Annotated in this window: 10 protein-coding genes; 4 read left to right on the forward strand and 6 right to left on the reverse strand. The window is 71.3% G+C overall.

Annotated elements, in window-relative coordinates; all coding sequences use genetic code 11:
* Positions 1-103: 103 nt before the first annotated feature.
* Positions 104-874 carry a deoxyribonuclease IV gene (locus ACYVLQ_RS28290; RefSeq protein ID WP_460700567.1) on the reverse strand — a complete coding sequence of 257 codons (771 nt, stop codon included), beginning with the start codon at positions 872-874 and terminating at the stop codon, positions 104-106.
* A 162-nt stretch (positions 875-1036) separates the two neighbouring features.
* Here ACYVLQ_RS28290 and ACYVLQ_RS28295 point away from each other — a divergent pair, with 162 nt between their 5' ends.
* Entirely contained in the window at positions 1037-2308 is a 1272-nt protein-coding gene (locus ACYVLQ_RS28295) for a serine/threonine-protein kinase (protein WP_460700568.1), read from the forward strand.
* On the opposite strand, the gene ACYVLQ_RS28300 is transcribed toward ACYVLQ_RS28295, so the two are convergent.
* Entirely contained in the window at positions 2286-3035 is a 750-nt protein-coding gene (locus ACYVLQ_RS28300; RefSeq protein WP_460700569.1) for a phosphatase PAP2 family protein, read from the reverse strand. The genes ACYVLQ_RS28295 and ACYVLQ_RS28300 overlap by 23 nt on opposite strands.
* A 130-nt stretch (positions 3036-3165) precedes the next feature.
* Between ACYVLQ_RS28300 and ACYVLQ_RS28305 the strand changes: the two genes are divergently transcribed.
* Both ACYVLQ_RS28305 and ACYVLQ_RS28310 read left to right on the forward strand, forming a co-directional pair.
* A complete protein-coding gene (locus ACYVLQ_RS28305) occupies positions 3166-3936 on the forward strand; it encodes an ABC transporter ATP-binding protein (protein WP_460700570.1) in 771 nt (256 codons plus the stop codon).
* Positions 3936-6461 (forward strand): ABC transporter permease, encoded by a 2526-nt coding sequence (locus ACYVLQ_RS28310; protein ID WP_460700571.1) that lies wholly within the window; start codon positions 3936-3938, stop codon positions 6459-6461. The genes ACYVLQ_RS28305 and ACYVLQ_RS28310 overlap by 1 nt, the downstream gene beginning before the upstream one ends.
* A 16-nt stretch (positions 6462-6477) precedes the next feature.
* Here ACYVLQ_RS28310 and ACYVLQ_RS28315 read toward each other — a convergent pair whose 3' ends face one another.
* From ACYVLQ_RS28315 to ACYVLQ_RS28330, 4 genes are all read right to left on the reverse strand, one after another.
* The gene (locus ACYVLQ_RS28315; RefSeq protein WP_460700572.1) at positions 6478-7632 is read right to left on the reverse strand and encodes a VWA domain-containing protein; all 1155 of its coding nucleotides are present in this window, start codon (positions 7630-7632) and stop codon (positions 6478-6480) included.
* 232 nt (positions 7633-7864) lie between these two features.
* Positions 7865-10168, reverse strand: a complete 2304-nt coding sequence (locus ACYVLQ_RS28320; RefSeq protein WP_460700720.1) for a DUF5682 family protein — start codon at positions 10166-10168, stop codon at positions 7865-7867.
* Positions 10169-10323: 155 nt separating this feature from the next.
* The gene (locus tag ACYVLQ_RS28325; RefSeq protein ID WP_460700573.1) at positions 10324-11424 is read right to left on the reverse strand and encodes an ATP-binding protein; all 1101 of its coding nucleotides are present in this window, start codon (positions 11422-11424) and stop codon (positions 10324-10326) included.
* Positions 11421-14324: an SWIM zinc finger family protein gene (locus tag ACYVLQ_RS28330; protein WP_460700574.1), complete on the reverse strand. Its 2904-nt coding sequence runs from the start codon at positions 14322-14324 to the stop codon at positions 11421-11423. Before ACYVLQ_RS28330 ends, ACYVLQ_RS28325 begins: the two co-directional genes overlap by 4 nt.
* 124 nt (positions 14325-14448) lie before the next feature.
* On the opposite strand from ACYVLQ_RS28330, the gene ACYVLQ_RS28335 reads away from it, so the two are divergent.
* Entirely contained in the window at positions 14449-14967 is a 519-nt protein-coding gene (locus tag ACYVLQ_RS28335; RefSeq protein ID WP_460700575.1) for a DinB family protein, read from the forward strand.
* Positions 14968-15039 lie beyond the last annotated feature (72 nt).

The raw sequence follows: 15039 nt of genomic DNA on the forward strand, positions 1-15039 counted from the left end.
GGGCCCTTTCTCGAAACGTACGACGTTTCGAGGACACCACCGGCGGGGGTTGTCGGCCAGAGTTGCGGTCAACGCGATCGAAATGCGGGATTCCGGCCGGGAACTAGCCCACGTGCTCGCGCAGGTAGGCCAGATCTTCCGCGACCCCCTCGGCCGGAGTCTCCAGGACTACCGGTGCGCCCGCGGTGCGGCAGACCTCGGCGAGTAGCTGCGGGTCGATGGTGCCGTCGGCGAAGTTGGCGTGGCGGTCGGCGCCGGAGTTGAAATCGTCGCGGGAGGAGTTCAGGTGCACCAGGTCGATGCGGCCGGTGATGGCCTTGATCCGGTCGACCACGCCGATCAGCTCCTCGCCGCCCGCCCAGGCGTGGCAGGTGTCCAGGCAGAAACCCGCGCCGAAATCGCCGACCTGGTCCCACAGCTCGGCGATGGAGTCGAAGTGCCGGGCCATGGCGTGATTGCCGCCCGCCGTGTTCTCGATCAGGATCGGGACGGCGAAGCCGCCCTTCTCCTGCTGGCGGTCGAACAGCTTGCGCCAGTTGACGATTCCCGCCTCGATCTCGGCGTCGGAACGGACGTGGCCGCCGTGCACGACCAGGCCGAATGCGCCCAGGTCGGCCGCGGCCTGCGCCTGCTGCGCGACGGCGTTGCGGGAGGGCATGCGCAGCCGGTTGTTCGTGCTGGCGACGTTGATCTGGTACGAGGAGTGCACCACCACGTCGATCGGGCTGGCCTTGATCTCCTCGGCTCGCGGATGCGGCTGCGGCTTGTCCCAGCTCTGCGGGTCCACCACGAACATCTGGATGACGTCGGCACCGAGGCGTTCGCCGAAGCCGATCGGATCACTGTCTTGACGGACGTGTGCTCCAATGCGCATGCGTCGAGGGTATAGGTAGCCACCGACAACCCCGCCCGGACTGCTATGGTTTCGGTGTTTTCCGTGGTCCGCCGAGGCATTCGGGCGGCCACGGCGGTTCATCTGCGGTACTGCCGTTGCGCTGGCGGGTCCCGGTGCGCGGCACGGGAAATGGGAGCGGGCATGCTGGCCAACGGTGACGTCTTCGCCGGCTATGTCATCGAGCGGCAGCTGGGCCGCGGTGGCATGGGATCGGTCTATCTGGCCAGGCATCCGCGGCTGCCGCGGATGACGGCGTTGAAGCTGCTCAATCGGGAGATGGTGTCCGACGAGGAGATCCGCGCCCGCTTCGAGCGCGAGGCCGACCTGGTCGCCCAGCTCGATCATCCGAAGATCGTCACCGTCTACGACCGCGGTCTCGAGGACGGTCAGCTGTGGATCTCCATGCAGTACATCGACGGTATCGATGCCGCCAGCGTGGATCCGCAGCGGCTGCCGCCGGAGCGGGCGGTGCAGATCATCGCGGAGGTCGCCGAGGCGCTGGACTACGCGCACGGCAACGGCGTGCTGCACCGCGACGTGAAACCGGCGAACATGCTGCTGGCCAAGGCGACGGGCGGCAAGGGGGAGCGGGTCTACCTCACCGACTTCGGCATCGCCCGGCTGCGCGACGACGGCGGCCACCTGACCCAGACGGGAACGTTCACGGCAACGCTGACCTATGCCTCGCCCGAGCAGCTCACCGGCGCCTCGCTGGATGGCCGCTCGGACCAGTATTCGCTGGCGTGCAGCCTGTTCTGGCTGTTCACCGGCACCGGCCCGTTCACCGCGGCCAGTCCGGCGGCGGTGATCCGGGGGCATCTGCAGGGACCGCCGCCGGCGTTGAGCAGCGTGCGGCAGGGCCTGCCCGGGGCGCTGGATGCGGTCCTGCTGCAGGCGATGGCCAAGCGGTCCGACGATCGCTTCGCCACCTGTGCGGATTTCGCCGCCGCCGCCCGCCGTGCCTTCGCCGCGCCGAGTGCGCCGCCGATGCCGGTGGCGGGCCGGGGATTCACCGGGCACGCGATACCGCAGGTCGGGCAGTCGGGAGCGCCGATGGTGCCGCGGCCCGCGACAGGTCCGGGCGCTCCGCTGGCGCGACCTGCCACGGGATCCGGCATGCCGATGGGTCCTCGGCCGTCGACGGGTCCGGGCATGCCGCATGCGCCGCACCCGGCCACCGGCCCGGGGGCGCACACGGTCGGCCCGGCTCCGCAGCCGACGGCGGCCTCGGTGCGGTCGGCGACTCCGCCGCCGCAGCCGGTGTACCAGCAGGCGCCGCAGTATCCTCCGCAGCCCGGCGGGTACGGCTATCAGCCGCAACAGAAGTCGAGTTCGGGAACCGTCGCCCTGATCGTCGGCGGCATGGTGCTGCTGCTGGTGGCGCTCATAGTCATCGGTGTGCTGACGCGCTGACGTCCGCATCCTCGTGGTGGATCGGCGCCGGAGCGCCCGAGGGCCGGACGGCGCGGAGCACCGCGACACCGACGACGACCCACAGGACGCCGAGGGTCCAGCCCGCGAGCACATCGGTGGGCCAGTGCACGCCCATGTACACCCGCGAGGCCCCCACCGCGAGCACGAAGAGGGCGGCGAGCGTGCCCACTGCGATCTTGGCCGCGCGCCCCCGCAGCGACAGCACCGTCACGGTGGCGACCACCCCGACGATCGCCGTGGTGCTCAGGGCATGTCCGGACGGGAACGACAGGCTCGACTCGGTCACCAGATGATCGACCGGCGGGCGCCGTCGGCCGACCAGGTTCTTGACGGCCACCACCGTCACCCCGGCGCCCACGGCCACCGTCGCTATCAGCACCAGCTGTGACCAGCGGCGTTGCCATGCGAGCCAGGCGCAGGCGGTCACCGCGACGGTCGTCATCGACAGCGTGTCGCCCAGATCGGTGATCGTGTGCACGATCGGGGTCAGCGTGCCGGTGCGCTGCGCGACCGCCCAGTCCATCGTGGGCCCATCGATGCGCGTCGCGCCGTCGTTGTTCAACACGCCTTCCGCGAGTTCGGCGACGGTGGTGGGGAGTGCGACGACCGCGACCAGGATGCCGCCACCGGCTCGCGACAGCTGCCCGCGCCGGACGAACACGATCGCGACGATCGCGATCGTGAGCATCACCACCAGCAGTGCCATATTCACGAGGGTATGCGGAGGTCGCGGGGTTTCGCGAAGCGCTCCGCCCAGCGGCGGGAATGCTCCGTCCAAGGTATTGGGGGGGGGATCCCCGATGGCGAGAGTGCCGACGTCCCGGAAGACTGATGACATGACTGCCGATGCTCCGAGCACCGAACCGGCCGCCGAACCGACCACCGGCGCGGCCCGCGCGACCGACCTGGTGAAGCTCTACGGCGCGGGGGACACCCAGGTCCGGGCGCTGGACGGGGTGTCGGCCGACTTCGCGCAGCGCGAGTTCACCGCCATCATGGGCCCTTCCGGATCCGGGAAGTCCACGCTCATGCACTGCCTGGCGGGCCTGGACAGCGCCACCTCCGGCACCGTGCACATCGGGGACACCGATCTGACCCGGCTGTCGGACAAGCAGATGACGCGGCTGCGGCGCGACCGCATCGGCTTCGTATTCCAGGCCTTCAACCTGGTGCCCACGTTGACGGCGCTGGAGAACATCACGCTGCCTCTGGATATCGCCGGGCGCCAGCCCGACCACGAATGGCTGGAGACGGTGATCAAACGGCTGGGCCTCGGCGACCGGCTCGACCACCGGCCCAGCGAGCTGTCGGGCGGCCAGCAGCAGCGGGTGGCGTGTGCGCGGGCCCTGGCGGGCAAGCCGGACATCATCTTCGGCGACGAACCGACCGGCAACCTGGATTCGCGGTCGTCGGGTGAGGTGCTGTCGATCCTGCGGGCCGCGGTGGACGAGTTCGGCCAGACGGTGGTGATCGTGACCCACGAGCCGCACGCGGCCGCCTACGCCGATCGGGTGGTGTTCCTCGAGGACGGGCGCATCGTCGACGAAATGCGGGATCCCACAGCCGAATCGGTGCTGGAGAGAATGAAATCGCTGGAGAACCTCTGATGTCGGGCAAGCCCATGCGCAAGGTCGTCTTGCGCAATCTGGCCGCGCACAAGCTGCGGCTGGCGTTGACGCTGCTGTCGGTGATTCTCGGAACCGCTTTCATCGCGGGGTCTTTCGTGTTCACCGATACGCTGCAGCGCACCTTCGACGGCATCTTCGCCGGGCAGGCCAAGGGCGTCGACGTCCGCGTGGAGCCGAAAGAGCGCCAGTCCCTGGGGATTCCGAACGCGGAGATCGACAAGATCGCCGCGACCGACGGCGTACGCGCGGTGGCGCCCGCCGTGCAGGGCCCCGTGGTGCTGCTGAAGGACGGGCATGCGGTGCAGACAGGCGGCGCGCCCAGCCTGGGCAAATCGTATCTGCCGCCGGACCGGGCGATCGCGGAGCCGGAGAAGTTCGTCGATGGCGCCGCGCCGAGCCGGGCGGGGGAGATCGCGATCAATACCGGTGGCGCGGAGCGCGCGGGCCTGGCAGTCGGGGATCAGGCCAAGATCCTGATCCCCTCGCACGGCACCGTCGATGTCACCGTCAGCGGCGTCTACGACGTCGCCTCCGACACCGGCGGTTTCATCGCCGTCCTGTTCGAGGATGCGCAGGCGCGCCAGCTGTTCACCGACGGGCAGCACGTGGCGTACGTGGATGTCGCCGCCGCGCCGGGGGTTGCGGACCAGACCCTGCGCGACCGGATCGCGCAGCAACTGCAGCAGCCGCAGTACAAGGTGATGGACGGTAACCAGGTTCGCGAGGATCTGAAGGCACAGCTCGGCGATGCGCTGAAGTTCGTCAACTACTTCCTGCTGGCGTTCGGTTCCGTCGCGCTGCTGGTGGGCACGTTCATCATCTACAACACCTTCTCGATGATCGTGGCGCAGCGGCTGCGGGAACTGGCGCTGTTGCGCGCGGTCGGCGCCAGCCGAAGACAGGTCGGGACGTCGGTGGTCGCCGAGGCGGCCGTGATCGGGCTGATCGGCAGCGCCGCGGGGCTCGCGGCCGGGGTGGGTCTGGCTTTCGGTTTGTCGGCGCTGCTCAATGCCTTCGACCTCGGCCTGCCCACCGGCACCATGCAGGTGTTGCCGCGCACCGTGCTGGCAGCGTTCGTCGTCGGCCTGGTCGTGACCGTGGCCAGCGCGTACGCACCCGCGCGGCGAGCGGCGAAGATCCCGCCGGTGGAGGCCATGCGCGAGGAATTCGCGTCGGTCGGCGAGTCGCTGTGGTTGCGGACGATCGTCGGCGCGGTGCTGGCGGTGGCCGGTGTCGTGCTGGCCGTGCTGGGCGCCCGCAATACCGGTGACAGCGCGGCGCTGACGGTCGGAATCGGCGCCGCCGCATTGATTCTCGCGATGCTGTTCGCTTCCCCCGCGTTGTCGCGGCCGGTGGTGGGCGGCCTGGCGGTGCTGGTGCGGCCGTTCGGTCCCATCGGGCGGATGGCCCGCAACAACGCGACCCGCAATCCGCGCCGCACGGCCGCCACGGCCTTCGCGCTGACGCTCGGGCTGATGCTGGTGTCGCTGTTCGGCATGCTGGGCTCCTCGGCGAAGGCGAGCGTCGGCGAACTGGTGGACAAGGGCGTGAAGGCCGACTACGTGCTGGCGGGGCCGCAGATGATCGGGGTGCCGCTCGGTGCCGCGCAGGCGGTGAAAGACGTCGCGGGCGTGCGGGAGGTGGTGTCGCTGCGGGGCGTGGCGATGAAGGTCGGGGACGATCAGCAGTTCGGCACCTCGCCCAGCGGAGCGCTGGACCACGTGCTGAACTACGAGATGCGTTCCGGCACCGGCACTCTCGGCGACAACGACATCATGGTGTCGGAAACTGTAGCGGGGGAGCAGAATTGGCGCGCAGGTGACCGGGTGGAGGTCACCAGCCTGGACAACAAGAAGTTCGGCGTCACGGTATCCGGCATCTACAAGGACACCCAGCTGCTGGGGCCGCTGGTGGTGTCGCCCGCGCTGTACAACCAGGTGATGCCGGTGGCGTTCCGGACCGATGTGCTCACGCTGGTGACTGCGGTCCCGGGCACCGATATGGCCGAGCTGCGTGCGGGCCTGGAGAAGGCCACCGCGCCGTATGTGGTGGTGCAGGTGCAGGATCGGGAGGAGTTCAAGGGCGCCCAGGGGCAGCAGATCAACACCATGCTGGCGATCCTGTACGGACTGCTGGCGCTGGCGGTGGTGATCGCCATCCTGGGCATCGTCAACACGCTGGCGTTGTCCGTGGTCGAACGCCGCCGTGAGATCGGCATGCTGCGGGCGGTGGGGATGCAGCGTTCCCAGGTGCGGCGCAGCATCTATCTGGAATCGATGCTGATCGCGGTGTTCGGGGCGGTCGTCGGGGTCGTGCTCGGGCTCGGGCTCGGCGTCGGATTCCTGCGCACGCTCCGCGATCTGGGCCTGAGCACCATCACGGTGCCGTGGACCCAGGTGGTGGCGATGCTGATCGGTTCGGGCGTGGTCGGCGTGCTGGCCGCGCTGTGGCCGGGGGTGCGTGCCGCGCGCACCCCGCCGCTGGCGGCGATCGCGGACCTGTAGCGGCGGTGTCCGGCGGCTAGCTCCGTCCGGCATTGGCGTGCGCCCAGGCTTGTACGTCGCCGCGGTCGAGCGCGACCGCGAGCAGGTCGGGGAAGCTGTCGGGCGTGCAGGCGAAGGCGGGGACGCCGAGGCCCGCGAGGGCGGTGGCGTTGGTGTGGTCGTAGGCCGGCGCGCCGTCGTCGGACAGGGCGAGCAGGACCACCACCTGGACGCCCGCTTCCCGCAGGGCGGCGACACGTCGCAGCATCTCGTCGCGGATGCCGCCCTCGTACAGGTCCGAGATCAGCACGAACAGGGTGTCGGCCGGGCGGGTGATCAGCTGCCCGCAGTAGGCGATCGCGCGGTTGATATCGGTGCCGCCGCCGAGCTGGGCGCCGAACAGCACGTCCACAGGATCGGCCAGCCGATCGGTGAGATCCACCACGGCGGTGTCGAATACGACCAGTGACGTACGCAGCGAGCGCATCGACGCCAGCACCGCGCCGAACACCGAGGCGTACACCACGCTGGAGGCCATCGAACCGGACTGGTCGACAGCCAGCACCACGTCGCGATGCACCGCTCGGGCCTTGCGGCCGTAGCCGACCAGCCGCTGCGGCACCACGGTGCGATGCTCGGGCAGGTAGTGCGCGAGATTGCGGCGGATCGTGCGGTCCCAGTCGATATCCCGCAGCCGCGGGCGCGACGTACGCGCCGCCCGGTTCAGCGCACCGGACACCGCGGCGACGGTGCGGGCGGCGATGCGGCGCTCGATCTCGCGCACCACCCGCTCCACCACCGTGCGGGCGGTGGCCCGCGTGGTTTCGGGCATCGCCCGGTTCAGGCTCAGCAGGGTGCCCACCAGATGTACGTCGGGTTCGACGGCCTCCAGCAGTTCCGGTTCCAGCAGCAGCTGTGTGAGGTCGAGCCGCTGCACGGCGTCGCGCTGCAGCACCTCCACCACCGTCGAGGGGAAATACGTGCGGATATCACCCAGCCAGCGCGCCACCCTCGGCGCCGAACCGCCCAGCCCGGCCGAACGCCTCTCCGCCGCCGACTGCTCATCGGCGTTGTACACCGCCGACAGCGCCCGATCCATCGCGGCGTCCGCCGCGGACCCCGTCCCGCCCAACTCCGACTCCGCCGCCGATCCGAGCACCAAACGCCAACGGCGAGCCTGTGTTTCGTCCATGGAGGTCACCGTGCTGCCTCTTCGCCGTTCCGGGCCGTGCCGACGTTGCGGCCGGGTCCTGCTTCGGGCGGCGCGGTCCGGACCTCGCCGCTGTCGGGAGCTGTTGCCCCGCGGCGGGTCCGCGGTCCCGACGTCCGCGGTCGGCTCCCTCGGGAACGAGGCTCGCCCAGCGTGTTCGACGTGCGGCCGATAGGCGCCGCGACGGGTTCGGACTCGACGGATTCGGTCGGGATCATCCGGCGACCTCCAGGATGTCGGTGACCGCGCGCAGGGCGAGCATGCCGCGGTGCGGATCGTGGGCGGCACCGCTCGACGGGGCGGTGGCGACGGGCCCGCCGTCGCGCACGGCGTGGGCGATGGCTTGGCGCTCACCGGATTCGAAGGCGCCGAAGGTGCGGCGCAGCAGGGGGAGGGTGGCGACGAACTGGTCGTCGTCGAGGCCGCGCAGCCAGGTGTCGACGAGGCGCAGCAGTTCTCGGTCGTGCACGAGCGGCAGGCCGCGGCCGCCCAGGAAGCCGTCGATCCAGGCCGCCTTCTCGGCTGGGGCGGGACCGACCGACAGTGCGGCCGACAGCTTCCGGGCCGCCTCCGCATCATCGACAATACCTGCGTCGCACAGTAATCGGACCGCACGCCCGACCAGCGCCCCGTGCACGTCGGCACGGTCGGCGAGGGTTCGCAGCGCGGCCAGCCACTGTTCGGTCGCCCAGGTGTCCGCGCGCGTGGCGATGGCCAGGTGGGCGCCGTCGACCAGGGCGCGCACCTCGGTCGCGGCGTCGGTGTCCAGTCCCGTCACCGCGCCGGGCAGGCCCGCGCAGATCCGCACCAGCAGACCGTCGGCGACATGCGCGAGCGCCGCGACGTCGGTGCCGCGCACATCGCCGTAGCGCAGTGTGCGGACCAGGCCGGGCAGGGCGGCGAGCAGGTGGGTGACGTCGTGGTCCAGCGCCGCGGCCGATTCCAGCCGGGACACCAGGCCGCCGACGGCGCCGCCGAGGTCGGCCAGCAGGGCAAACTCGAGCGCACCGCTGAGATCGGCGACGGAGGATCCCGGCGCGGAGGCGGTGTCGAGCAGTCTCGCCTCGGCCGCCGTGCGGATCGTGGTCCCCCAGCGAGAGGCCTCGATGACGGCGACCGACAGCTCCGGATCCCACCGCAGCGTCCATGTCTCGCGGAAGGTGCCGGTATTGCGCACCTCGCCGACCGCCGGTGTTCCCCAGTCGATTCCGAGCAGGCGCAACCGGTGCAGCAGATGCGAGCGCGCCGTGTCCAGGTCACGGCGCAGATCCAGATCCAGCTGCCGGGCGGACGCCTGCCGGGGGAGCCGCAGCGAGCGTGTCCGGGCCCGCAGGTCGGCATCGAGCGGGACGGTCGGGGTGTCGTCGGGGACCGACCCCAGCGCCTCGCCGACCACCAGTTCCGTGGTGATCAGCCGCAGCATGGCCTCGTCGCCGTCGCACAGTACGGCCCGAGTGGCGTCGGTGACCTCCGACAGTCCGGGCAGCGGACGCTCCCGCAGCACCGCGAGGGTCTCGGCGAGCCGTACGGATTCGATGATGTGCGCGCTCGATACCGGCAGGTCGTGGGACCGCAGCGTGGTCGCGACCCTGGTCAGCCAGCGCGCGACCGGCCGTTCGGTCTCGACGAACAGGTGGTGGTACCACCCGGGCGAGGTGATCCCGGCGCCGTAGCCGGATGCTCCCGCCAGTCGCGAATGCGTCCACGGCACCCAGGTCAGCGTCGCCTTCACCTTCGGCATCCCCTTGAGCAGCCGCGCGTCCGGAGCCGCCGGGCCGAGCTTGCCGTCCAGCGCGGGTGCGTGCCAGGCCCCGCACACCACCGCCAGCCGAATAGCGCCCTCCTTCAACGCCTTTCGCATCGCCTGCCGCATATAGGCCTCGCGCCGCAAAGTATGCGCGTCGACCGGCTCGCGAATCGAATCGCCCCGCGGGGGTGCCCCCCGGTCGCTCGGATGAGGCGCTCCGTTCGCGGGCGAATCGATGGAATCGTCGGCCGCTTCGCGGGCGGTACGCGAAAGGGCCGCATCCGTTTCCGACTCGGCGATACCGGCGGATTCGCGCAGGGCCGCCATCGCCTCGGTGATCGCGTCGAAGGTGTCCGCGTCCGCGGTGGATTCGATGATCGCGTCCCACCAGCGCTCGGGATCGTCGTAGCCCGCCGCGGCGGCGAGTTCGGCGAGGGGGTCGGTGCGGTCGCCGGGCTCGGCGTCCATGGCGAGCGTGTGGGTGGCGGGTAGGTCGCAGAAGCGCACGGGCACAGCATGTTCCACCGCGTAGCGCAGGGCCTGCCACTCGGGGGAGAACGTCGCGAAGGGCCAGAAGGCGGCCCGCGCGGGGGAGTCCGGCACATAGGCCAGCAGCGCCACCGGAGGCTGCATGCCGTCGGACCCGACATAGCCCACCAGCGGATCGGCATCGGCCGGACCCTCGATCAGGATCATGTCGGGACGGAAAGCATCGAGCGCCAGCCGTAAGGAGCGCGCCGAGCCGGAGCCGTGGTGGCGAATGCCGAAGATTCGGGTCTCGGGGTGCGACCCCTCGTCCTCCGAGTGCGCTTGCGGCTGGGATCTGGGCGGCGGATTCCGGCCAAAAGCATGCCGGAATGACGGGGTGTTGTGCGGGGCGGGTTGGTAGGCAGGGGTGCTGTGCGGGGCGGGATCCTGGCTCGTATTCACCCGTGCACCTCGCGGCAGGCGCGGTAGAAATCCGCCCAGTCCGCGCGTTCGCGCACGACGGCCTCCAGGTATTCGGTCCATGCCACGCCGTCGGCGACAGGGTCCTTGACGACCGCGCCGAGCACCGCACCGGCTACGTCGGAGGCGCGCAGCACACCGTCGCCGAAATGCGCCGACAGGGCCAGGCCGCTGGTGATGACCGAGATGGCCTCGGCGGTCGACAGCGTGCCGGACGGCGATTTGAGCTTGGTGCGCCCGTCGGCGGTCATCCCCGAGCGCAGTTCGCGGAATACCCGCACCACCCGGCGCACCTCTTCCGCGGCGGCCGGTACCGCGGGCAGTTCCAGTGCGGCGCCGAGCTGTTCGACCCGGCGGGTGACGATGGCGACCTCCTCGTCCTCGTCCGCGGGCAGTGGCAGCACTACCGTATTGAATCGGCGGCGCAGCGCCGAGGACAGCTCGTTGACCCCGCGATCGCGGTCGTTGGCCGTCGCGATCACGGTGAAGCCCTTGACCGCCTGCACCTCCGTCCCGAGCTCGGGCACCGGCAGCGTCTTCTCCGACAGCACGGTGATGAGCGCGTCCTGGACGTCGGAGGGGATGCGGGTGAGTTCCTCGACGCGTGCGACGGCTCCGCGGCGCATGGCCGTCATGATCGGCGAGGGCACCAGCGCGCCCTCGGTGGGACCCTCCGCGAGCAGGCGGGCGTAGTTCCAGCCGTAGCGGACCGACTCCTCCGCGGTGCCGGAGGTGCCCTGGATCAGCAGCGTGGACGTCCCGCAGACGGCGGCCGAAAGATGTTCCGACACCCAGGTTTTCGCGGTGCCGGGCACGCCGAGCAGCAGCAGGGCGCGGTCGGTGGCCAGGGTGGCCACCGCCACCTCCATGAGTCGGCGCGGTCCGACGTACTTCGGGCTGACGACCGTGCCGTCGTCGAGGGTTCCGCCGAGCAGATAGGTCACCACCGCCCACGGCGAGAGCCGCCACGACGGGGGACGCGGGCGGTCGTCGATCGCCGCCAGGGCGCGTAGTTCGTCGGCGAACGCCTGTTCGGCATGCGGGCGCAGCAGATCGTCGGGTGCCTGGGTCGTGGTCACTGCAGCTCCTCGAGCATCGTGGTGCGTTGGGTCAGGTCGTGGGCGAGCCGATCGAAGGCGTGCTGCCAGGAGGGATCCCCGCAGCGCTGCGCCACGCCGGCGACGGTGCCCGCCACGGCGACCGGGAAGTGCGCGGCGGCGGACCGGAACAGGGTGCGGTACGAGGCCGGGGACAGGCCCGGGGCGCCGGGGCGTGCCGCCGCGAGCCGCTCGCGGTCCAGCAGCAGCCGGACCAGATGTTCGGCCAGCGGGACCGGCCAGGGGCGCGGCATCGCCGCGACCAGCAGTTCGAACTCCGCGAGCCAGCTGCTGTCCAGCTGCCGCAGATAGCGCACCCGGTCCTCCCGCGGGAGCAGCGCGAAAAGCTCTCGGCGCAGGTCCAGATCGGCGCCCAGCGTCGGTGTGGCGGTGAGCACGTCGAACAGCGTTGCCGCCCACCGGGTATCGCGCTGGGCGAGCGCGGCGTCGGCCCATCCGGCGAACATCGGGCCGAGCATCCCGTCGGGCATTCGTGTCCGGACCGCGGCATCGGGTGTGCGCAGTAGGGTCTCCCAGTGCCGCAGCGGAGTAGCGGCCACGACTCGGCGCAGCCATTCCGCCGCGGCGTCGGGCGCCCCGTCGAGCCGGTAGGCGGTGGCGGCGGGCCGGCCCGCGATGCCGTCGCGGCGGTCGGCGTCGTCGAGGGTGCGTGGGAGCCGGGCCAGCAGTCGCGCATCCGACAGCGTCAGCCACCGCGCCGCGCGCTCCTCCATGCGCCGCGCGAACATCGAATCGGGCAGGCGGGCAAGCAGATCCGCGGCGAGGCGGCGCACCTCGGCGCGGGAATCGTCGAGCGCGGATTCCAGCAGCGGCTCGTCGGCGAGAGTGAGCCCGTCGGCGACGACGGACAGCAGTTCCGCCCGTACCGGGCCGGACTCGGTGCGCCAGCTCTCCGTCAGGGTCCGGCGCGCGGCCTCGGGATCGCGACCGCGCAGCGCCGCCAGCCAGGCCCGCCGCTCGGCCGGGCGGCCGTGTGTCCACACGTCGTCGCCGGTGTCGGTGCGGACCAGGTGCCGCCACTGCGGGTTGTGCCGGGCCAGCCAGCGCCCCCGCTCTCCAGCCAATCGCAGCAGCGGTTCTCGCAGTGCCACTTGACTTCTCGCGTGCTCGAGCAGCAGGCCGCACAGCGCGTCCGGGGCCCGGCGGTCGTGCGGGGCGGCGGCCTCGAACCACTCGGTCAGGAAGGGGGAGCGCTCGGTGAGCAGCCGTGCGAGCCGGGTCGCGGCGGGTTTCGGCAGTGCCGGTCGGTCGTCGTCGGCGGCGGGCTCGGGCAGGTCGGCCGTGCCCGGGGCCACGCCGCCCCGCTCGAATGCGTCGAGCAGTGCGGCGGTTTCGAGCAGTATCAGCGCCGGATCACCGGTCAGCCGCGCGGCCGGAGTCGCGACCGGCGCGGGCAGCCGGGCCGGATCCGGCGACCGCCGGGCGGTCCCCAGCAACGCCACCGAGGTCAGCTCGTCGGAGGAGGCGGTGGCGGATCCACCGACCGCCTCTATACCGACGTCGACGATATCGCCCGCGGTGAACGCCGCGATCGGCACGAGCCCGTCGGCCGTCCACTCGCCGATCACGGTGACCGGATAGCCGCCGGACAGCCCGAGCAGCTGCCACGGCTGCTCCGCCGTGCGTGCGAGCGGCAGTGCCGTCCCGTCGGATTCGGCCACGCACCACCCGTTCTCGCCCGCCACCGGCGCCACCTCGCGAAGCAACATCGGCCACCCCCGCAGCCACGGATCCGCATCGAGCGCCCGCGCATGCTCGGCAAGCGCCGCGGCGATGCTGCCGGAGTGGTCTGACCCCGGCGCCCGCGCGTGCTCGGCATGTGCCCCGGCAGCGGTCCCCGAAGCCTCGTCGTCGAGCGCTCGGATGCCGGGTGCCGGCGTATCGGGGATCGTGGTGAAAGGCTCCGGTGCGCCGTAGCGCTCGCCCCACAGTGCGCGCAGCGCGGCCGCGCCCGGATAGAAGTGCAGCCCGGCGTCGATCATCAACCCGGGGGCGGGCAGGTCGGTGGGGAAGCCGGGGCTGCCGAAGCGGTGGTCGACGATTACGGCCCAGCGGCCGGTGTCGCGCCCGCGCAGCCAGGCTCGGCGGGTGTACAGCCGGTCGTCCTCGGTGATGCGGTGGCCCAGCACCATCCACCGATCGCGTACCGCGGGCTCGTTCCGCACCGAGTCGGCTGTCGTGGGGTAACCGAGATGAATGCGGGCGCTGGCCGCCAAGGCCGGTGCGAGCCCGTCCAGTCGCCGGTGGGCGGCGACCAGCAGGTGCAGGCGGCCGTACTCGCGCAGCAGCAGCGCGGGCCAGTCCTCGCGTACAACCACGTTGCGAGGAAGTTGCCGCAGGGCGGACGCAACCCCGGGCGCCTGGGCGTCCACCATGCGCGCCGCCACCGCCTCGAAGGCGGCGAAGGACCGATCGGCCTGCGCGAGCCCGGTGCGCACCTGATCGCACAGCCAGATGTCGAGGTCGTCCAGCCCGGCCGCCACCCGGGCGCGGCGCTGCTGCGCCGTCGCGGCCCTCGAAGTGCGCGCGGCCGGTTTCGCTGCTCGCGCCGCCCGCGTCACCATCCACTCCGCCGCGAAATCGGCGAGCTCGCACTCCGCCACGGCGCCCTCGGACCAGTTCAGCAGCAGCGACAGCGCGTGTTTGCAGGGGAACTTCCGACTCGGACAGGAGCATTTGTATGCCGGACCGCCCAGATCCACGATCGTGCGGTACGGGGTGGATCCGCTGCCCCGGCACAACCCCCACAGCGCGGATCCGTTCCATCCCGCGCCCTGCCATCTGCCCTGCAGCTTCCGCGCCGCCGGGAGCGAGGCGGCATCGGGGGCCAGCGCGGCAACCTGCTCCGCCGTCCACCTCATGGGCTGCATCCCCGCTCGTGTCATCGTCACCGTCGGCCCCCGCTCGCTCGTCTGACCCGATTTCTACTCCATCCCACCGACAAACTCGATCGCGTCCCCCGGCTCGCCGTGCGATCATCGCCCGATGCCGACCTCCCGCCGTGACCTGCTGCGCTGGCAATTCGACCTCACCTGGGCCCTGTTCGATCTGCATCTGCGCGAACTCGTCCCGGACGACTACCGCTGGGAGCCGGGCCCGCTGGTCTGGACGGTCCGGCCGGGCCCGGACGGCTCCTGGATCCCGGACTGGTCCGACACCGAACCCGATCCGATCCCGGTGCCGACCATCGCCTGGCTCACCTGGCACATCGGCTGGTGGTGGTCGGTGACACTGGATCACGCCGAGGGCGGTCCGGCCCGCGACCGCGGCGACGTGCACTGGCCCGGTGCGGCGCAGGTCCCCGCGTGGCTGGGAGATCTGTGCGATCGCTGGCGCCGGCGGCTGGACAGCTACACCGAGGCCGACCTGGACGCGCCCGCCGCATTTCCCTGGGGTGAGGACGCGGACAACACGATCGCCCACACGGCGGCATGGGTGAACGCGGAACTGATGAAGAACGCCGCCGAGATCGGTCAGCTGCGCCTGCTGCGCGCGGCCCGGTAGGTTCGCTGGCCGGTAGCGAACCAATTGTCGTGGCGCAGAGGGCGATTGCGACGTTAAGCATTCTTGCTTATC

It is taken from the genome of Nocardia thraciensis (assembly GCF_054782435.1).